The following is a 19,566-nucleotide window of genomic DNA, read 5'->3' as shown; positions in this document are numbered from 1 at the left end:
GTCTCACCACCCCGCCCCTGAAGGAGCCGTCCCGAGGGGCCACCGCCCCACCGCGACGGGCCACCGCCCCACCGCGACGGGCTACCGCCCGGCCGCGGGCGCGCCCGGGACGCCCTTCGGGGCCGGGGCGGGCCCGTCGGCCAGGAAGGCGCCCCAGCCCTTCGCCGGGGCCTGGCCGACCTTGAGGGTGCGCAGCCGGTCAAGGACCTCGGGGTCCTGGGCGTCGAGCCAGTCGACGAGCTGCCGGAAGGAGACACAGCGCACCTCGCTCCTGGTGCAGACCCTCTCGATGGTCTGCTCGACGGCACGCATGTAGGCGCCGCCGTTCCAGGACTCGAAGTGGTTACCGATGATCAGGGGCGCGCGGTTGCCCCGGTAGGCGCGCTCGAAGCCGTGGAGCAGGCCGTCACGGAACTGATCGCCCCAGTGCCGGTGCATGGCCGGGGCGCCGGCGCGTGCCCCGGACTGGTTCACGTAGAAGTTGTAGTCCATCGTCAGCGTCTCGAACGCGCGGCCGGGGACGGGGACCAGTTGCATCGGGATGTCCCACAGGCCCTCGGTCTTCCTGGGCCAGACCTGGCTGCCGACACCGCTGGTGTCGTAGCGGAAGCCCAGGTCCCGGGCGGCCCGCATGAAGTTCTGCTGCCCCTCCAGGCAGGGCGTGCGGGCGCCGATCAGCTCCTTGTCGTAGTCGAAGGGCAGCGGCACCCCCTCTCGCGCACCCGTGTTGGTCTTCCAGGACTTGAGGAACGCCTTCGCCTGGTCGATCTCGCTCTTCCACTCCTCGACCGACCACTCCCCCACCCCGCCACCGGAACCGCAGAAGTGGCCGTTGAAGTGGGTTCCGATCTCGTTGCCCTCCAGCCACGCGCCGCGCAACTGGGCCACTGTGTCCTTGATCCCCTGGATGTCGTTGAAGCCGATGTCCGAGCTGCCCGGCGCGTGCCGCGGCGGCAGGTACAGCTCGCGCTTCTCCTCCGGCAGCATGTACACGCCGCTGAGGAAGTACGTCATCGTGGCGTTGTTGGCCCTGGCCACCTTGCGGAAGTGGGAGAACAGCCGCTGACCGTCCTCGCCGGCGCCGTCCCAGGAGAAGACGACGAACTGCGGCGGCTTCCGGCCGGGTTCCAGCCGCTGGGGCCTGGGCCGGCGGGGCTGGGGGCCCGTGTCCGCGGTGGAGCCGTCACCGATCAGGCGTACGGCGCTCCTGGGCGCCGGAGCCGGATCGGTCTTCTTCGCTCCCGGCGCACCTTCCTTGGAACCGGTGTCGCCGATCCAACCGGCCTCCGAGCAACCTGTGAGCGCCGAGGCGCAGGCCACGGCGAGTGCGACCACCGCGACGATCCTCCGGGCGGCGACCATCGTCGGCCCACCTTCTTCCTTCAGTGAGGGCAACGCTGACGAGGAAGCACTGCGGCACCGCGTGAAGAAGGGCACTGACCTCCTCGGAGCGGACAAGGTCGCACGGCCCGAGCGAGCCAGTTCATATGACAAGCCGAAGAGAATGTTCATTCACTCGACGGGGTGATCCATTCACCCATTTGCCCCTTTAGTCATCGTTTGTTCTTTACTCTGCATTACGATTCATTTACTGAGTGTTGAGAAATCCCGCCGCTGTACGCCGTGCCCCACGGCCGCGACCCGCCCTCGCACGAGTGCGGGGACCCCCTGATCCGCGACCGCGCAGCCCCGGAGGAGACGGGAACCATGTCAACCTGCACCCCCACTCGCATCGAAGACCCCAGCCGGTCACACCACGCCCACGCGCCCCACAGCCCACCGCCGGCACCGCGCCGACGGCTCCGCATCGCGAGCGCCGACATCTCCGCCTCGCTCGCCGTCTTCCTGATCGCCCTGCCCCTGTCCCTCGGGATCGCCCTCGCCACCGGCGCGCCCCTCCAGGCCGGACTCGTCGCCGCCGCCGTCGGCGGCCTCGTCGCCGGACGCCTCGGCGGTTCGCCGCTCCAGGTCAGCGGTCCCGCCGCCGGGCTCACCGTCGTCACCGCCGAGCTCATCCAGCGGTACGGCTGGCGGACCACCTGCGCGATCACGGTCCTGGCAGGAGTTACCCAACTCGGCCTGGGATGCCTGCGCGTGGCCCGTACGGCGCTCGCCGTCAGCCCCGCGATCGTGCACGGCATGCTCGCCGGTATCGGCGTGACCATCGCCGTCGCCCAGCTGCAGATCGTGCTCGGCGGCACCCCGCGGAGCGCCGTTCTGGACAATCTCCGCGCCCTGCCCGCCCAGTTGGCGGACCTGCGTCCAGCCGCCGTGTCGATGAGCGTGCTGACGCTGGCCCTGCTGTTCGCATGGCCGAGGCTCCCCGGGCGCTTCGGCCGGGCACTGCGCAAGGGCCCGGCCGCGCTCGTCGCCGTCACCGCGGCCACCGGGGTCGCCTCCCTGACCGGGCTGAGCCTGCCGAAGGTCGATCTGCCGTCCTGGAGCAGCCACGCCCTGGCCGGTATGCCCGAAGGCCCGGTGCTCGGCCTGGCCGCCGCTGTCCTCACCATCACGCTGGTCTGCAGCGTGCAGTCGCTGCTCGGCGCCGTCGCCGTGGACAAGCTGGCGGCGGGGCGGCCGGGCGCGGTGCGCTCCGACCTCGACCGGGAGCTGCTCGGGCAGGGCTCGGCCAACATCGTCTCCGGGGCACTCGGCGGACTGCCGATCGCCGGAGTCGCCGTCCGGAGTTCGGCGAACGTGCAGTCCGGCGCCGTGAGCCGGGACTCCACGATGCTGCACGGCGTTTGGGTGGTGGTAGCCGCGCTGCTGATGGTCCCGGTCCTCGAGCTGATCCCCCTCGCGTCGCTCGCCGCCCTGGTGATGGCCGTCGGCATCCAGATGGTTTCCCTGAACCACATCCGCACGGTCACCCGCCACCGTGAGGCCCTGGTGTACGCCGTCACCACGCTCGGCGTCGTCCTCCTTGGCGTCCTGGAGGGCGTGGCCCTGGGCGTGGCCGTGGCCGTCGGCCTCTCCCTGCACCGCCTCGCCCGCACCCGCATCACGCACACCGAGACAGAAGGAGTCCATTACGTCCATGTACGAGGCCAGTTGACGTTCCTCGCGGTGCCGCGGCTCAGCCGAGCGCTGCACGTCGTACCCCAAGGAGCCGATGTCATCGTGGAGCTGGACGGGTCGTTCATGGACCACGCGGCGTACGAGACGCTGCAGGACTGGCAGAACACGCACAGGGCGCAGGGCGGTTCCGTGGAGCTGACGGGACGCGCGGGCACCCGTATCGCAGAGCCGCAGGGCTCCTCGGGATGCCAGTGCCGCCCGTGGACGCCCTGGCGCAACCACCAGTGCGAGAGCCCGAACCCGACGCAGCCGGGCAACCGGCCGGGGGACGGGGCCGACGGCTCCGGCCGGCCCAGTGGGCACCAACTGGCACGCGGCATCAGCGCGTTCCAGCAGAACACCGCCCCGCTGGTGCGCGATGAGCTGGCCCGGCTGGCACGCGAGGGACAGCGGCCCGCACAGCTCTTCCTGACCTGCGCGGACTCACGGCTCGTCACATCGATGATCACCTCCAGCGGCCCCGGCGACCTCTTCGTCGTCCGCAACGTGGGAAACCTGGTCCCCCTGCCCGGCGAGGAAAGCGGGGACGACTCCGTGTCGGCGGCGATCGAGTACGCGGTGGACGTGCTGAAGGTGCGCTCCATCACGGTGTGCGGCCACTCCGGCTGCGGGGCGATGCAGGCGCTGCTGAACACGGAGCCCGGCGGTGCCCGCACTCCGCTCAAGCGGTGGCTGCGCCACGGGCTGCCGAGCCTGGAGCGCGCGATGAACAAGAACCGGCCCGGTGCGCGGCTGGCCGGGCGGTCACCGGCCGACGCGGTCGAGCAGCTCTGTCTGACCAACGTGGTCCAGCAGTTGGAGCACCTCCGGGCACACGAGTCCGTTGCGCGGGCCCTGCGGGAAGGGGCGCTGGAGCTCCACGGGATGTACTTCCACGTGGGCGAGGCACAGGCGTACCTGCTGACCGGCGGCGACGGGACGGAGGTGTTCGATCACGTGGACGCGTTCCACAGAGCGGGTGCGGTGGAGGGCGTGTACAGCTCCGCGTGACCGTGGGAGGAGGAGCGGGGCGCGTGAACCCTGGACGCGCCCCGTCCGTGAGCATGAGTGGGCCCGGCAGCGGAGCCGCCCGCCCACAGGTCTAAACCAATTGTCCGACGACCCTTGTCATCAGGGGTCCCGGTCTGATGAGCTGTGGCCCGGGACACAACGGACACCCTGGGAAAGGGAGATGTCGTGAGCAACGAATCCTTGGCCAACCTGCTCAAGGAAGAACGCAGGTTCGCACCCCCCGCCGACCTGGCCGCGAACGCCAACGTCACCGCGGAGGCGTATGAGCAGGCCAAGGCTGACAGGCTCGGCTTCTGGGCCGAGCAGGCCCGCCGGCTGACCTGGGCCAAGGAGCCGAGCGAGACCCTGGACTGGTCGAACCCGCCGTTCGCGAAGTGGTTCAAGGACGGCAAGCTCAACGTGGCGTACAACTGCGTGGACCGGCATGTCGAGGCCGGGTACGGCGACCGGGTCGCCATCCACTTCGAGGGCGAGCCCGGCGACAGCCGCGCCGTCACCTACGCCGAGCTGAAGGACGAGGTCTCCAAGGCCGCCAACGCCCTGCTGGAGCTGGGAGTCCAGGCCGGCGACCGGGTCGCCGTCTATATGCCGATGATTCCCGAGACCGCGGTCGCGATGCTCGCCTGCGCCCGGATCGGCGCCGCGCACTCCGTCGTCTTCGGCGGTTTCTCCGCGGACGCGCTCGCGACCCGCATCCAGGACGCCGACGCCAAGGTCGTCATCACCTCCGACGGCGGCTACCGGCGCGGCAAGCCGTCCGCGCTCAAGCCCGCGGTCGACGACGCCGTCGCGCGCGTGGACAACGTGGAGCATGTCCTCGTCGTCCGCCGCACGGGCCAGGACGTCGCCTGGACCGAGGGCCGCGACGTGTGGTGGCACGAGATCGTGGAGCGGCAGTCCGCCGAGCACACTCCCGAGGCGTTCGACGCCGAGCACCCGCTGTTCATCCTCTACACCTCGGGCACCACGGGTAAGCCGAAGGGCATCCTGCACACCTCCGGCGGCTACCTCACGCAGGCGTCGTACACCCACCACGCCGTCTTCGACCTCAAGCCCGAGACCGACGTGTACTGGTGCACGGCCGACGTCGGCTGGGTGACCGGCCACTCGTACATCGTGTACGGGCCCCTGGCGAACGGCGCGACGCAGGTCATGTACGAGGGCACCCCGGACACCCCGCACCAGGGCCGCTTCTGGGAGATCGTGCAAAAGTACGGCGTCACGATCCTCTACACCGCTCCGACCGCCATCCGGACGTTCATGAAGTGGGGCGACGACATCCCCGCGAAGTTCGACCTGTCGAGCCTGCGCGTCCTGGGCTCGGTCGGTGAGCCGATCAACCCCGAGGCGTGGATCTGGTACCGGAAGCACATCGGCGGGGACAGGACGCCGATCGTGGACACCTGGTGGCAGACCGAGACCGGCTCGATGATGATCTCGCCGCTGCCCGGCGTGACGGAGACCAAGCCGGGCTCCGCGCAGACGCCGCTGCCGGGCATCTCCGCGACGGTCGTCGACGACGAGGCGAACGAGGTGCCGAACGGCGGCGGTGGCTATCTGGTCCTCACCGAGCCGTGGCCGTCGATGCTGCGCACCATCTGGGGCGACGACCAGCGGTTCATCGACACCTACTGGTCGCGCTTCGAGGGCAAGTACTTCGCCGGTGACGGCGCCAAGAAGGACGACGACGGGGACATCTGGCTCCTCGGTCGTGTCGACGACGTCATGCTCGTGTCCGGCCACAACATCTCGACCACCGAGGTGGAGTCGGCGCTCGTGTCGCACCCGTCGGTCGCGGAGGCGGCCGTGGTCGGCGCGGCCGACGAGACCACCGGACAGGCGATCGTCGCGTTCGTCATCCTGCGCGGCACGGCCAACGCCGAGGACGAGAACCTCATCGCCGATCTGCGCAACCACGTCGGCACGACCCTCGGCCCCATCGCCAAGCCGAAGCGGATCCTGCCGGTCGCGGAGCTGCCCAAGACCCGCTCCGGGAAGATCATGCGGCGCCTGCTGCGTGACGTGGCGGAGAACCGGCAGCTCGGCGATGTGACGACGCTGACGGACTCGACGGTGATGGACCTGATCCAGGCGAAGCTGCCCGCGGCGCCGAGCGAGGACTGAGTACGTTCGCGGGTTCCGCATGCGCATGGTCCGCGGAAGGGGCGTCCGGCAGCATCGCCGGGCGCCCCTTCCGTCCGTCCCACGAAGGTCTTCGGTTGCCCCTGCCACACCTTAGGTAAGCTAAGGAACACATCAACAACGCGAGAAGACCCTCAAGGTGCGCCGGGAAGTCTGGTCGGCATGCGCTACGCCCTGCCCACCGACCGGAGGTCCCCACATGTCCGCCCCCCGCGCCACCCCCGGCACCCGCAAGTTCCTCGGACGGCTGTCGCTGCCCGAGCGGACCTTCGTCGCGGACGCGCTGCGGACGGAGACGGTCGGCGGGGTGCTGCTCCTCGTGGCGGCGATCACCGCACTGATCTGGGCGAACGTGCCCGCCCTGCACGACAGTTACGAGACCGTGCGGGAGTTCCATCTGGGGCCCGGGGCACTGGGGCTCAACCTCTCCATCGAGCACTGGGCGGCCGACGGACTGCTCGCGATCTTCTTCTTCGTCGCGGGCATCGAGCTCAAGCGCGAGATGGTGGCCGGGGACCTGCGGGACCCGAGAGCGGCCCTGCTCCCCGTCGCCGCCGCGCTCTGCGGCATGGCCGTGCCCGCGCTCGTCTACACGCTCACCAACCTCATGGGCGGCGGCTCACTCGCCGGCTGGGCCGTGCCCACCGCCACCGACATCGCCTTCGCACTGGCCGTCCTCGCCGTCATCGGGACCTCGCTGCCCTCCGCCCTGCGCGCCTTCCTGCTCACACTCGCCGTCGTCGACGACCTGTTCGCCATCCTGATCATCGCCGTCTTCTTCACCGACGGCCTGAACTTCGCCGCACTCGGCGGCGCCTTCGCGGGCCTCCTCGTGTTCTGGCTGCTGCTCAGAAAGGGCGTACGCGGCTGGTATGTGTACGTCCCGCTCGCGCTCGTCATCTGGGCGCTGATGTACAACAGCGGCATCCACGCCACGATCGCCGGCGTCGCGATGGGCCTGATGCTGCGCTGCACGACGCACGAGGGCGAGACCCGCTCCCCCGGCGAACACATCGAGCACCTCGTCCGGCCCCTGTCGGCAGGTCTCGCCGTACCGCTGTTCGCGCTGTTCAGCGCGGGTGTCGCGGTCTCCGGCGGCGCGCTCGGCGAAGTGTTCACCAGGCCCGAGACCCTGGGCGTCGTCCTCGGACTCGTCGTCGGCAAGGTGCTGGGCATCTTCGGCGGCACCTGGCTGACGGCCCGCTTCACCAGGGCCTCGCTCAGTGAGGACCTCTCCTGGCCCGACGTCTTCGCGGTCGCCTCCCTCGCGGGCATCGGCTTCACCGTCTCGCTGCTCATCGGCGAACTCGCCTTCGAGGGCGAGCGGGTACTCACCGACCAGGTCAAGGCTGCCGTTCTCACCGGCTCGCTGATCGCGGCCCTGCTGTCGACCGTGCTGCTGAAGGTACGGAACGCCAAGTACCGCGCCCTGTACGAGGCGGAGGAGCGCGACGAGGACCTCGACGGCATCCCCGACATCTACGAGCAGGACAACCCCGAGTACCACCTGCGCATGGCCGAGATCTACGAGCGCAAGGCCGCCGAGCACCGGAGGCTTGCCGAAGTGACGGGCAGGGCAAGCGAGGGGAACGACGGTCCGGCATGATCTGACGGGACCACACAAACCGCAAGCAGAAAGAGGGAGACTCAGATGAGCTCACCCGACGGCGGCCCGGTCGGTGCCGAACGCAGCATCGGCCAGCTGTTCGCCACGGCGACCGCCGAGATGTCCGCGCTCGTGCACGACGAGATCGCGCTGGCCAAGGCGCAGCTCAGGCGGGACGTCAAGCGCGGTGCGGTCGGCGGCGGGGCGTTCGCGGCAGCCGGCGCGGTGCTGATCTTCTCCCTGCCCATGCTGAACTTCGCCCTCGCGTACGGCATCCGGACCTGGAGCGACTGGAACCTGGCCGTCTGCTTCCTGCTGTCCTTCGCGGCGAACGTGCTGATCGCCGGGCTCCTCGCGCTGGTCGGGGTGCTCTTCGCGAAGAAGGCCAAGAACGGAAGGGGCGCGCAGAAGACCGCCTCCTCCATGAAGGAGAGCGCGGGCGTCCTGCAGAACGCCAAGCCGCACCCCCGTCGGCCCAGCCCGGCCGACGGCCCCGTCGAGGCTGTGGCACGCTCATCCTCATGACGGACCCCGCCACACCTTCCGACACACCGGCGCCATCGGCGCCTTCCGACTCCCCGGCGTCCACGGCCGCCACGCCCCCTCCGGCCTCCGCAGCGCCGCCGGGTTCCGTGCCGGGTTCCGTCGCTCAGCCCGCGTCGGTCGTACGGCTCGACGTGCCCGGCGCGAAGGACGTGACCCACCGGGACGTCGCAGCCAACGGTGCGCGCTTCCACATCGCCGAACTCGGTGACGGTCCCCTGGTCCTGCTGCTGCACGGCTTCCCGCAGTTCTGGTGGACATGGCGGCACCAGATGGTCGCCCTCGCCGACGCCGGCTACCGGGCCGTGGCGATGGACCTGCGGGGCGTCGGCGGCAGCGACCGTACGCCCCGGGGCTACGACCCCGCCAACCTCGCCCTCGACATCACCGGCGTCGTACGGTCGCTCGGCGAGCCCGACGCCGCGCTCGTGGGTCATGACCTGGGCGGGTACCTGGCGTGGACGGCGGCCGTGATGCGCCCCAAGCTCGTACGGCGGCTCGCGGTCGCATCGATGCCGCACCCCAGGCGCTGGCGGTCGGCCATGCTGCGGGACGCCAAGCAGACGGCCGCCGGCTCCTACATCTGGGGGTTCCAGCGGCCCTGGATCCCCGAGCGGCAGCTCACCGCCGACGACGGAGCCCTGGTGGGCCGTCTGGTACGGGACTGGTCGGGACCGCGGCCGCCGGACGACGAGGCCGTGGAGGCGTACCAGCGCGCGATGTGCATCCCGTCGACGGCACACTGCTCGATCGAGCCGTACCGCTGGATGGTGCGCTCGCTGGCCCGCCCGGACGGCATCCAGTTCAACCGCCGTATGAAGCGCCCGGTCCGTGTGCCCACCCTGCATCTGCACGGCTCACTCGACCCGGTGATGCGCACCCGCAGCGCGGCCGGATCCGGGGAGTACGTCGAGGCCCCGTACCGCTGGCGCCTGTTCGACGGGCTGGGGCACTTCCCTCACGAGGAGGACCCGGTCGCGTTCTCGACCGAGCTGGTCAGCTGGCTGAAGGATCCCGAACCCGACCGGTGACCGCTCCGATACGCCCGGCGCCCGAACGCGAACACCTGTGCCATGAACGGCCCATGCCTGGCGCATAGGCCAATTGGAGGCCTCGGGGGCGGTTATCGACCTTGGGGCAGGGGCAGAGGTCGGGGTATGGGCTGGACGCACGACTACAGTGACGTAGCACGCAACCGCCGCTCGACCGCGGGCCTGAACTCCCACCAGAGGGGTACGCCGCAGGTTCCGGGCACAGAGGACCCCAGGCTGGGCATCCCGCGCATTCTGCGCCGCAGGGCCCGCTGGGTCTCGGCGCGGCTGCGCCACCCGCGCGCCTGACCGTCGTGTCGCCGGCTCCCCTCTGACCGATCGATGGATTGGTCAGTTGGTCGACGGACTGCCCGGTCGCCGAACAGAGTGCCCGGTCGCCGACGGGGGTCTGTGCGCCCCTGATCCGCCGGACGGCCACCTAGAGCGCGCAGCTGTCGCTGTCCACCTGCTGGTTGGCGGTGCGCCCCTTGGTGATGTCCTCCTGGATCTCGTCCACGGTGAGCGCGTACCCGGTGTCCGGGTCGTCGAGGGACTTGGCGAAGACCACGCCGTACACCTTGCCGTCGGGCGTGAGCAGCGGGCCGCCGGAGTTGCCCTGGCGGACGGTCGCGTAGAGCGAGTACACGTCGCGGTGGACGGTGCCGCGGTGGTAGATGTCCGGGCCGTTGGCCGTGATGCGGTCGCGCACGCGCGCGGAGCGCACGTCGTACGCCCCGTTCTCCGGGAAGCCCGCCACGATCGCGCCGTCGCCGCTGGCCGCGTCCGAGTTCGTGAACTTGAGCACCGGCGCGTTCAGGCTCGGCACATCCAGTACGGCGATGTCGCGCTCCCAGTCGTAGAGGACGACCGTGGCGTCGTACTTGCGGCCCTCGCCCCCGATCTGGACGGTGGGCTCGTCGATGCCGCCCACCACGTGCGCGTTGGTCATCACACGGCGCTGGCCGAAGACGAACCCGGTGCCTTCGAGGACCTTTCCGCAGCTCTCGGCGGTGCCCATGACCTTGACGATGGACCCCTTGGCACGCTGCGCGACGACGCTCTTCGCCAGCTTCGGGTCGGGCGGCGGGACATTGGTGATCTGCTCGTTCGCGAAGGGGCTGAAGACCTGCGGGAAGCCGTTCTGCGCGAGGACCGAGGAGAAGTCCGCGAACCATGTGGCCGCCTGGTCCGGCAGGGCGCGGGACACGCCCTGCAGCACCTTGGAGCTGCGCACCTCCTTGCCGAGCGTCGGCAGCGTCGTCCCCGCGAGCGCGGAACCGATCAGCCAGGCGACCAGGAGCATCGCCACCACGTTGACGAGGGCACCACCGGTGGCGTCGAGGGCGCGGGCCGGGGACCAGGTGATGTACCGGCGCAGTCTGTTCCCCAGGTGTGTGGTGAAGGCCTGCCCCACGGAGGCGCAGACGATGACGACGATCACCGCGACGACGGCGGCGGTCGTGCTCACCTCCGCACTGTCGGTGAGCGCGTCCCAGACGACGGGAAGCAGATAGACCGCGACGAGACCGCCGCCCAGGAAACCGATCACCGACAGGATGCCGACGACGAAGCCCTGGCGATAGCCCACGATCGCGAACCACACCGCGGCGACCAGCAACAGGATGTCCAGCACGTTCACTGCTTCTAGCCTCGCCTCATCGCCTTGCGGTCGCCGATCCCCTGCCGAAGGGCGGACCCGCCGCACAGCGGCGCACGGACGCGTCGTCCCCCGTAAGCACACAACACGGGTGCCACCCTGTCATGAGCGCCAGTCGAGCGGGACCTGCTTCTCACGGTCCCAAGGTCGCTCCCAGCCCGCGAAGTGCAACAGACGGTCGATGATCCCGGCTGTAAAACCCCACACCAGGGCGGATTCGACCAGAAATGCCGGACCTCTGTGGCCGCTGGGGTGGACGGTGGTGGCGCGGTTGGCGGGGTCCGTGAGATCCGCCACGGGGACGGTGAAGACACGGGCCGTCTCGTTCGGATCGACGACACCCACCGGGCTCGGCTCGCGCCACCAGCCCAGCACGGGGGTGACCACGAACCCGCTCACCGGAATGTAGAGCTTGGGCAGCACACCGAAGAGCTGGACGCCGCCCGGATCGAGCCCGGTCTCCTCCTCGGCCTCGCGGAGAGCGGCCCGCAGCGGCCCGTCGGCCTGCGGATCGCCGTCCTCGGGGTCGAGGGCGCCGCCGGGGAAGGACGGCTGCCCGGCATGCGACCGCAGGGAACTCGCCCGCTCCATGAGCAGCAGCTCGGGTCCCCGCTCGCCCTCGCCGAACAGGACGAGCACGGCGGACTGCCGCCCCGCGCCGTTCGCCGGCGGGAGGAATCGGCTCAGCTGCGGCGGCTCCACCATCTCCACGGCGTGCACCACCGGATCAAGCCAGCCGGGCAGGCCCTCCTTGCTCAGCACCAGTCGCCCGTGGTGCGTGTTGCTCGCGTGCGTCATCGCCACCCCCGTCGTTCTGCCGATCCCAACGCACACGTCACCGCGGATCGTTCCGCGGGTCCCTCGTGCGGGTGTCCTGCCGTACGGGCCTCGACGGCGGGCGCGCGGCCTCCGGTGGAGTGCCGGGTGCGGGCAGGGCCCGCCGGGCGTCCCGTACGGCATCCCCGCCGTGCGGCCGCCGTCACGCGGCCCCCAGTGGGGGTGCCGGGATACCGCCCGCGTCCAGGTACGACTGAGGCGGCTTGAGGCGCTGGCCCGGGAAACCGCCCTTCTCGTACTTCAGGAGCTTCTTCGCCTTCTCCGGGTCGGTCTCGCCCTCGCCGAACGCCGGGCAGAGCGGGGCGATGGGGCAGGCACCGCACGCGGGCTTGCGGGCGTGGCAGATACGGCGGCCGTGGAAGATCACATGGTGCGAGAGCATCGTCCACTCGCTCTTGGGGAAGAGCGCGCCGACGGCCGCCTCGATCTTGTCCGGGTCGGTCTGGTCGGTCCACCTCCAGCGCCGTACCAGCCGCTGGAAGTGCGTGTCCACGGTGATCCCGGGCCGCCCGAAGGCGTTGCCGAGCACCACGAAAGCGGTCTTGCGGCCGACGCCGGGCAGCTTGACCAGGTCCTCCAGCCGTCCGGGGACCTCGCCGCCGAACTCCTCCACCAGGGCCTTGGACAGTCCCATGACCGACTTGGTCTTGGCCCGGAAGAAACCGCACGGCCGCAGGATCTCCTCGACCTCCTCGGGGTCGGCCGCGGCCAGGTCCTCGGGCGTCGGGTACTTCGCGAAGAGCGCCGGCGTCGTCTGGTTCACCCGCAGGTCCGTGGTCTGGGCGGACAGGACCGTGGCCACGACCAGCTGGAACGGGTTCTCGAAGTCCAGCTCCGGGTGCGCGTACGGGTACACCTCGGCGAGCTCGCGGTTGATACGGCGGGCGCGGCGGACGAGGGCCGTGCGGGACTCCTCCTTGGGGGGCTTCACGGCCGCGGTCCGGGCGCCCGGTACGTCCTTGCCGTCCTTGCCGGGGGCGGCGGTGGCCTTCTTCGACGGAGCAGCCTTCTTCACGGCGCGCCCCGGCGTGCTCCTCGCCGACGCGCTCTTCGCCGGGGCCTTCCTCCCGGCTCTCCTGGCGGTCGGCCCGGCAGCCTCGTCCGGGGCGGCGGCCTCCGCGGCCGCCGTCGCCTTGACCGCCTTTGCCGTTTTCTTCGCCTCCGCAGGGACCTGTTCGCCCACAGCGGAATCGCGACGTACAACCACCCGTCCAGCTCCCTTGGCCTGTGCTCTCACCGGCGATTTGGACACCCGGCCAGCCTAGAGCCCGCCACCGACATCCGCCCCGGCCCCATAAGATCGGCTGCCAATTGGACCCCTGCCGAGTACCCCGCCACCCCTGTACGGCATCCTTGTGACAGATCACACTGTTTGGACCGTCCGGCAAAATGGGGAGCACGGTCCCCTGGTACCACGGGGAGCAAGATCCCCTGAGCAGGTCGACAAGGAGAAACTCGTGGACGACGTTCTGCGGCGCAATCCGCTCTTCGCGGCGCTCGACGACGAGCAGGCCGCGGAGCTCCGCGCCTCCATGAGTGAGGTGACCCTCGCGCGTGGTGACGCCCTGTTCCATGAGGGCGACCCCGGTGACCGCCTGTACGTGGTCACGGAGGGCAAGGTCAAGCTCCACCGCACGTCCCCCGACGGCCGGGAGAACATGCTGGCCGTCGTCGGCCCCGGCGAACTCATCGGCGAGCTGTCGCTCTTCGACCCGGGTCCGCGTACGGCCACGGCCACCGCACTCACCGAGGTCAAGCTGCTCGGCCTGGGCCACGGCGACCTCCAGCCCTGGCTGAACGCCCGCCCGGAGGTGGCCGGCGCCCTGCTGCGCGCCGTCGCCCGCCGACTGCGCAAGACCAACGACCAGATGTCCGACCTGGTCTTCTCGGACGTCCCCGGCCGTGTGGCCCGGGCGCTCCTGGATCTGTCCCGCCGTTTCGGCGTGCAGTCCGAGGAGGGCATCCATGTCGTGCACGACCTCACGCAGGAGGAGCTCGCCCAGCTCGTCGGCGCCTCCCGCGAGACGGTCAACAAGGCCCTCGCCGACTTCGCGGGCCGCGGCTGGCTCCGCCTGGAGGCCCGCGCGGTGATCCTCCTGGACGTCGAGCGCCTCGCCAAGCGCTCACGCTGACCTCAGGCACACCAACGGGGTTCCGCCTCCTCGGAGGACGGGACCCCGTTCCAGTTCGCGGCCAACCCCGCCCCAGCCCCAGCCGCTACTGCGGCAGGCGACGCGATGGGCGCCCCTGCTCGAAGAGTTTGGGGGAGTGCGTGCCAGGTCCTGCGACGCCGGGATGATCCAGCCGAAGGGCCTAGATGAGCCCGTGCTCCCGCAGATAGTCCAGCTGCGCCCGTACCGACAGCTCGGCCGCCGGCCACAGGGACCGGTCCACGTCCGCGTACACGTGGGCCACGATCTCGCCCGCCGTGCGGTAGCCGTTCTCGACCGCCGTCTCGACCTGCGCGAGCCTGTTGGCACGGTGGGCGAGGTAGAACTCGACGGCGCCCTGGGCGTCGTCCAGAACGGGACCGTGGCCGGGGAGGACGGTGTGGACGCCGTCGTCGACCGTCAGTGACCTGAGGCGCCGGAGGGAGTCGAGATAGTCCCCGAGACGGCCGTCGGGGTGGGCCACGACCGTCGTTCCTCGCCCCAGGATGGTGTCACCCGTCAGGACCGCCTGATCGGCCGGGAGATGGAAGCACAGCGAGTCGGCGGTGTGCCCGGGGGTGCGCACGACCCGCAGCTCCAGCCCGCCGAGCACCACCACGTCACCCGCGCCGAGCCCCTCGTCCCCGAGCCGCAGCGCCGGATCCAGGGCGCGCACCTTGGTCCCCGTGAGCTCGGCGAACCGTGTCGCGCCCTCCGCGTGGTCGGGGTGGCCGTGCGTGAGGAGGGTGAGCGCTATCCGCTTCCCTGCCTTCTCCGCCGTGTCGACGACGTTGCGCAGATGCCCGTCGTCCAGCGGCCCGGGGTCGACGACCACCGCCGACTCGGAGTCGGGCTCGGACAGGATCCAGGTGTTCGTGCCGTCGAGGGTCATCGCGGACGCGTTGGGCGCGAGCACGTTGACGGCACGCGCGGTGGCGGGACCGGTGACGACCCCGCCCCGCGGCTGGCCGGGAAGCGCGGCGGCGTCCGTCATACGAGGGCACCTTCCAGGACGTTGCTCATACGGGGGTACCTTCCAAGGCGTTGCTCGTGGCGGGCACGTTATGGGGCGTCCTCATGCGAGGACACCTTCCCAAGCGTGGCTCATGCCGGGGCGTCCCCCGCACGGATGTGTTTGGTGAACTCGTCGTGACCGGGCCAGGAGAGGACGATCTCGCCGTCCTCCAGTCGGGCCTGGGCGAGGACCGGCTCCAGGTCTCGCCCGGGCGCGGCGGCCAGTACGTCCCCGGCCGTGGCGTACGGGACGAGCTGGCGCAGGGTCGCGATGGTCGGCGGCATCATCAGCAGCTCGCCCTTGTCGTACCCCTCGGCCGCGTCCCGGGGGCGGATCCACACGGTGCGGTCGGCCTCCGTGGAGGCGTTGCGCGTGCGCTGGCCCTCCGGGAGGGCGGCCACGAAGAACCAGGTGTCGTAGCGGCGCGGCTCGAACTCCGGGGTGATCCACCGGGTCCAGACGCCCAGGAGATCGGAGCGCAGCACGAGCCCCCTGCGCTCCAGGAACTCGGCGAAGGACAGGTCACGGGCGGCCACGGCCGCGCGGTCCGCCTCCCAGTCCTCCCCCGTCGTGTCTCCGACCACGGAGTCGGCGGTCGGGCCCGCCAGGAGGACGCCCGCCTCCTCGTACGTCTCCCGTACGGCCGCGCAGACAATGGCCTGGGCACCCGTCTCGTCGACACCCAGCCTGTCCGCCCACCACGCGCGCGTGGGGCCTGCCCAGCGGATCTGGCGCTCGTCGTCGCGCGGGTCCACTCCGCCGCCCGGATACGCGTACGCGCCTCCGGCGAAGGCCATGGAGGCGCGTCTGCGCAGCATGTGCACGGCGGGGGTGCCGTCCGTGTCCCTGACCAGGATGACGGTGGCCGCCCGCTTGGGGACGACCGGCGTGAGCGTGCCCTCCGCCAGCGCACGGATGCGTTCCGGCCACTCCGGCGGGTACCACTGACCGTTCACCATGGCCGGAGGCTATCCCGTGGCGCGCTGATGTTCGAGAGGCAACGATCAGCCGCCCCAGGGCTCGTCCCACGAACCGGTGCACCGGTCAGCGGAGCACTCCCCTGGTACGGCTCACGTGGCACAGCTCACGCTTCCGCCAGCTCCACCTGGATCTCGACCTCCACCGGCGCGTCCAGCGGCAGCACGGCCACACCGACGGCACTGCGCGCGTGGACGCCCTTGTCGCCGAGGACCTCGCCGAGCAGTTCACTGGCACCGTTCAGGACTGCGGGCTGGCCCGTGAAGTCGGGCGCCGAGGCGACGAAACCCACGACCTTCACCACGCGCGCGACGCGGTCGAGATCGCCGGCGACCGACTTGACCGCGGCGAGCGCGTTGAGCGCGCACGTACGGGCCAGGTCCTTGGCCTCCTCGGGGGTGACCTCCGCGCCGACCTTGCCGGTCACCGGCAGCTTTCCGTCCACCATGGGCAGCTGGCCGGCCGTGTACACGTACGCACCCGACCGTACGGCGGGCTGGTAGGCGGCGAGCGGCGGGACGACCTCGGGCAGGGTCAGCCCGAGCTCGGCCAGCTTCGCCTCGACGGCGCTCACGCCTGCTTCTCCCGCTTCAGATAGGCCACCAGCTGCTCCGGGTTGTTCGGCCCGGGCACGACCTGGACGAGCTCCCAGCCGTCCTCGCCCCAGGTGTCCAGAATCTGCTTCGTGGCGTGGACGAGCAGCGGCACGGTTGCGTATTCCCACTTGGTCATGTGGCCGACTCTAGCCGCTGCCCCACCCGCCTCGGACGGCCCACCGGGCTCTGTTCGCCGTGCCTCGTGCGGCCGACCACAGCCGCGTTGTCCACAGCCTCGTGCGTGACCCGCGCACGGACTGGTTAGGCTCGAAGGCGTGAGCAGGCTCCAGGTCGTCAGTGGCAAGGGCGGAACCGGCAAGACCACGGTCGCCGCAGCACTCGCGCTCGCCCTCGCGACCGAGGGGAAGCGCGCCCTTCTGGTCGAGGTCGAGGGCAGGCAGGGCATCGCACAGCTCTTCGAGGCGGAGGCGCTGCCGTACGAGGAACGGAAGATCGCCGTGGCTCCGGGCGGCGGGGAGGTGTACGCGCTCGCGATCGATCCCGAACTGGCTCTTCTGGACTATCTCCAGATGTTCTACAAGATGGGCGGCGCCGGCCGTGCCCTGAAGAAGCTCGGCGCCATCGACTTCGCCACCACCATCGCGCCGGGCCTCAGGGACGTACTCCTGACCGGCAAGGCGTGCGAGGCGGTGCGCCGCAAGGACAAGAACGGGCGGTTCGCGTACGACTACGTGGTCATGGACGCGCCGCCCACGGGACGCATCACCCGCTTCCTGAACGTGAACGACGAGGTGGCCGGCCTGGCGAAGATCGGCCCGATACACAATCAGGCCCAGGCGGTGATGCGGGTCCTGAAGTCGCGCGAGACGGCCGTGCACCTGGTGACGCTCCTCGAGGAGATGCCCGTCCAGGAGACGGTCGACGGCATCACGGAGCTGCGCTCGGCGCGGCTGCCGGTGGGCCGGATCATCGTGAACATGGTGCGTCCCTCGGCGCTCGACGGCGCCGACCTGGACTCCCTGAAGACCGCCTCCCGCCCCGCCATCGCCAGGTCTCTCTCGGCGGCCGGGCTCGGCGGCGCGCGGCGCGGGGGCGTCGCCGAGCGGCTCGTGGGACCGCTGCTGGAGCAGGCCGAGGAGTACACCGAGCGCCACACCCTGGAGCACGAGCAGCGGGCCGTGCTGCGGGAGCTGGGCCTGCCCCTGCACGAACTCCCGCTGCTCGCCGAGGGCATGGACCTGGCGGGCCTGTACGAACTGGCCCAGGAACTGCGTCTGCAAGGGATCTCATGAGTCCGGACCCGGCCACCACTCACGACACGGCCCCCACGCGCGACACGGCCCACTCGCACACCTCCCACGGCCCGGCCCCCGCACACGACGCGCACCGGGCGATCGACGCCGCCCGCGCCCTGGAGGTCGATCCGCTGATCGACGACCCGGAGACCCGCATCGTGGTGTGCTGCGGTTCCGGGGGCGTCGGCAAGACGACCACGGCGGCGGCCCTCGGGCTGCGTGCGGCGGAGCGCGGCCGCAAGGTGGTGGTGCTCACCATCGACCCCGCGCGCAGGCTGGCGCAGTCCATGGGCATCGACTCGCTCGACAACGTGCCGCGCCGGGTGAAGGGCGTCGACGACACCGCCGGCGGCGAGCTGCACGCCATGATGCTCGACATGAAGCGCACCTTCGACGAGATCGTCGAGGCGCACGCGGACCCCGAGCGGGCGGCCGCCATCCTGGGCAACCCGTTCTACCAGTCGCTCTCCGCCGGCTTCGCGGGCACGCAGGAGTACATGGCGATGGAGAAGCTGGGTCAGCTGCGCGCGCGGGACGAGTGGGACCTGATCGTCGTCGACACACCGCCGTCGCGCTCCGCGCTGGACTTCCTGGACGCCCCGAAGCGGCTCGGGTCCTTCCTCGACGGGAAGTTGATCCGGGTGCTGCTGGCTCCGGCGAAGATGGGCGGGCGCGCGGGGATGAAGTTCCTGAACGTCGGGATGTCCATGATGACGGGGGCCCTGGGGAAGCTTCTCGGGGGCCAGCTCCTGAAGGACGTACAGACGTTCGTGGCCGCCATGGACTCGATGTTCGGCGGGTTCCGTACGCGCGCGGACGCCACGTACAGGCTGTTGCAGGCGCCCGGCACGGCGTTCCTGGTGGTGGCGGCCCCGGAGCGGGACGCGCTGCGTGAGGCCGCGTACTTCGTGGAGCGCCTGGCCGCCGAGGACATGCCCCTCGCCGGTCTGGTGCTGAACCGGGTGCACGGCAGCGGCGCCGTCCACCTGTCCGCCGAGCGCGCGCTCGCCGCCGCCGAGGATCTCGAACTCGCCGCCGACTCCGCGAACGACGGCCCCGATCCGGACGAGATCCCCGATCCGGAGCGCACCCCTGACCCGGAGGGCGCCCATGACCCGGGGGACACCTCCGCGGCCGATCCTGCCGCCGCGGAAAATCTTGCCGAAGCCCGCATTGTGGATCAGGTGGACGGGAAAGTAGGACTTCGTAACTCTCCCGACACGCACGGCCGTTCAGAATCTCCCGCATCCGAGGGCCCCGGTTCCGAGGCTTCCGCACCCGAAGCAGGCTCCCCCGCCGCAGACCGGGCCACCGCGGACCGGACGGACCGGACCGTCGACCAACTCACCGCGGGCCTACTGAGGTTGCACGCGGAACGTATGCAACTGCTCTCCCGCGAGAAGCGCACACGTGACCGTTTCACCGCGCTCCACCCCGAGGTGGCCGTGGCCGAAGTGGCCGCGCTGCCCGGAGACGTGCACGACCTCGCGGGGTTGCGGAGTATCGGAGACCGGCTCGCAACCACAGAGCCTGAGCTGCCCACCACGGGCGCCTGAGCACGCCGGGACCGCGCCGGTACCGGACCCGGACCCGGCCCCAGACCCGCGCCAGGCTCGCGACGGCTTCCCACGAAACGCGGACACGAGCATCGCAAGAACACACGCAA

17 protein-coding genes are annotated in these 19,566 nt (G+C 70.8%); 9 read left to right on the top strand and 8 right to left on the bottom strand.

Annotated elements, in window-relative coordinates:
* Positions 1 to 81: 81 nt before the first annotated feature.
* Positions 82 to 1,362, bottom strand: a complete 1,281-nt coding sequence (locus tag FNH04_RS07295; RefSeq protein ID WP_152781510.1) for a polysaccharide deacetylase family protein — start codon at positions 1,360 to 1,362, stop codon at positions 82 to 84.
* 345 nt (positions 1,363 to 1,707) lie between these two features.
* On the opposite strand from FNH04_RS07295, the gene FNH04_RS07290 reads away from it, so the two are divergent.
* The 6 genes from FNH04_RS07290 to FNH04_RS47425 all read left to right on the top strand — a co-directional run bounded on the left by FNH04_RS07290 (position 1,708) and on the right by FNH04_RS47425 (position 9,720).
* Positions 1,708 to 4,068, top strand: a complete 2,361-nt coding sequence (locus tag FNH04_RS07290; RefSeq protein WP_152781508.1) for a bifunctional SulP family inorganic anion transporter/carbonic anhydrase — start codon at positions 1,708 to 1,710, stop codon at positions 4,066 to 4,068.
* Positions 4,069 to 4,212: 144 nt separating this feature from the next.
* Complete coding sequence (gene acs / locus FNH04_RS07285) at positions 4,213 to 6,213, top strand: acetate--CoA ligase (RefSeq protein ID WP_322722701.1); 2,001 nt, start codon at positions 4,213 to 4,215, stop codon at positions 6,211 to 6,213.
* A gap of 217 nt (positions 6,214 to 6,430) precedes the next feature.
* Positions 6,431 to 7,837, top strand: coding sequence for a Na+/H+ antiporter NhaA (gene nhaA / locus FNH04_RS07280; protein ID WP_152781506.1), 1,407 nt, complete (start codon positions 6,431 to 6,433; stop codon positions 7,835 to 7,837).
* Between the two features lie 45 nt (positions 7,838 to 7,882).
* Complete coding sequence (locus FNH04_RS07275; RefSeq protein ID WP_152781504.1) at positions 7,883 to 8,362, top strand: phage holin family protein; 480 nt, start codon at positions 7,883 to 7,885, stop codon at positions 8,360 to 8,362.
* Positions 8,359 to 9,411: an alpha/beta fold hydrolase gene (locus FNH04_RS07270; protein WP_152781502.1), complete on the top strand. Its 1,053-nt coding sequence runs from the start codon at positions 8,359 to 8,361 to the stop codon at positions 9,409 to 9,411. Before FNH04_RS07275 ends, FNH04_RS07270 begins: the two co-directional genes overlap by 4 nt.
* Positions 9,412 to 9,537: 126 nt before the next feature.
* Positions 9,538 to 9,720, top strand: coding sequence for a hypothetical protein (locus FNH04_RS47425; RefSeq protein WP_152781500.1), 183 nt, complete (start codon positions 9,538 to 9,540; stop codon positions 9,718 to 9,720).
* Positions 9,721 to 9,850: 130 nt separating this feature from the next.
* Here FNH04_RS47425 and FNH04_RS07260 read toward each other — a convergent pair whose 3' ends face one another.
* The 3 genes from FNH04_RS07260 to nth form a co-directional block, all read right to left on the bottom strand.
* Positions 9,851 to 11,050, bottom strand: a complete 1,200-nt coding sequence (locus FNH04_RS07260; protein ID WP_322722700.1) for a MarP family serine protease — start codon at positions 11,048 to 11,050, stop codon at positions 9,851 to 9,853.
* A 120-nt stretch (positions 11,051 to 11,170) separates the two neighbouring features.
* A complete protein-coding gene (locus FNH04_RS07255; protein ID WP_152781498.1) occupies positions 11,171 to 11,866 on the bottom strand; it encodes an NUDIX hydrolase in 696 nt (231 codons plus the stop codon).
* Positions 11,867 to 12,047: 181 nt separating this feature from the next.
* Positions 12,048 to 13,088 (bottom strand): endonuclease III, encoded by a 1,041-nt coding sequence (gene nth / locus FNH04_RS07250; protein ID WP_322722699.1) that lies wholly within the window; start codon positions 13,086 to 13,088, stop codon positions 12,048 to 12,050.
* A gap of 274 nt (positions 13,089 to 13,362) precedes the next feature.
* Between nth and FNH04_RS07245 the strand changes: the two genes are divergently transcribed.
* On the top strand, positions 13,363 to 14,037 hold the full coding sequence (locus FNH04_RS07245) for a Crp/Fnr family transcriptional regulator (RefSeq protein WP_054215949.1): 675 nt from the start codon (positions 13,363 to 13,365) through the stop codon (positions 14,035 to 14,037).
* Between the two features lie 181 nt (positions 14,038 to 14,218).
* Here FNH04_RS07245 and FNH04_RS07240 read toward each other — a convergent pair whose 3' ends face one another.
* From FNH04_RS07240 to FNH04_RS07225, 4 genes are all read right to left on the bottom strand, one after another.
* Positions 14,219 to 15,049, bottom strand: a complete 831-nt coding sequence (locus FNH04_RS07240) for an MBL fold metallo-hydrolase (protein ID WP_152781496.1) — start codon at positions 15,047 to 15,049, stop codon at positions 14,219 to 14,221.
* Between the two features lie 110 nt (positions 15,050 to 15,159).
* Positions 15,160 to 16,029 (bottom strand): NUDIX hydrolase, encoded by an 870-nt coding sequence (locus FNH04_RS07235; protein ID WP_152781494.1) that lies wholly within the window; start codon positions 16,027 to 16,029, stop codon positions 15,160 to 15,162.
* A 125-nt stretch (positions 16,030 to 16,154) separates the two neighbouring features.
* Positions 16,155 to 16,622 (bottom strand): RidA family protein, encoded by a 468-nt coding sequence (locus FNH04_RS07230; RefSeq protein ID WP_322722698.1) that lies wholly within the window; start codon positions 16,620 to 16,622, stop codon positions 16,155 to 16,157.
* Positions 16,619 to 16,780, bottom strand: coding sequence for a DUF4177 domain-containing protein (locus FNH04_RS07225; RefSeq protein WP_003975360.1), 162 nt, complete (start codon positions 16,778 to 16,780; stop codon positions 16,619 to 16,621). Before FNH04_RS07225 ends, FNH04_RS07230 begins: the two co-directional genes overlap by 4 nt.
* Before the next feature lie 139 nt (positions 16,781 to 16,919).
* On the opposite strand from FNH04_RS07225, the gene FNH04_RS07220 reads away from it, so the two are divergent.
* Both FNH04_RS07220 and FNH04_RS07215 read left to right on the top strand, forming a co-directional pair.
* On the top strand, positions 16,920 to 17,897 hold the full coding sequence (locus FNH04_RS07220; protein ID WP_322722697.1) for an ArsA-related P-loop ATPase: 978 nt from the start codon (positions 16,920 to 16,922) through the stop codon (positions 17,895 to 17,897).
* Positions 17,894 to 19,456: an ArsA family ATPase gene (locus FNH04_RS07215; protein WP_152781489.1), complete on the top strand. Its 1,563-nt coding sequence runs from the start codon at positions 17,894 to 17,896 to the stop codon at positions 19,454 to 19,456. The genes FNH04_RS07220 and FNH04_RS07215 overlap by 4 nt, the downstream gene beginning before the upstream one ends.
* The last annotated feature ends 110 nt before the right edge of the window (positions 19,457 to 19,566 follow it).

The organism is Streptomyces phyllanthi (genome assembly GCF_009377205.1).
In the GTDB taxonomy this organism is placed as follows: Bacteria; Actinomycetota; Actinomycetes; order Streptomycetales; family Streptomycetaceae; genus Streptomyces; species Streptomyces phyllanthi.
The sequence above is the reverse complement of the archived record's forward strand: the minus strand, read 5'-3'. Positions and strand labels throughout refer to the sequence as shown.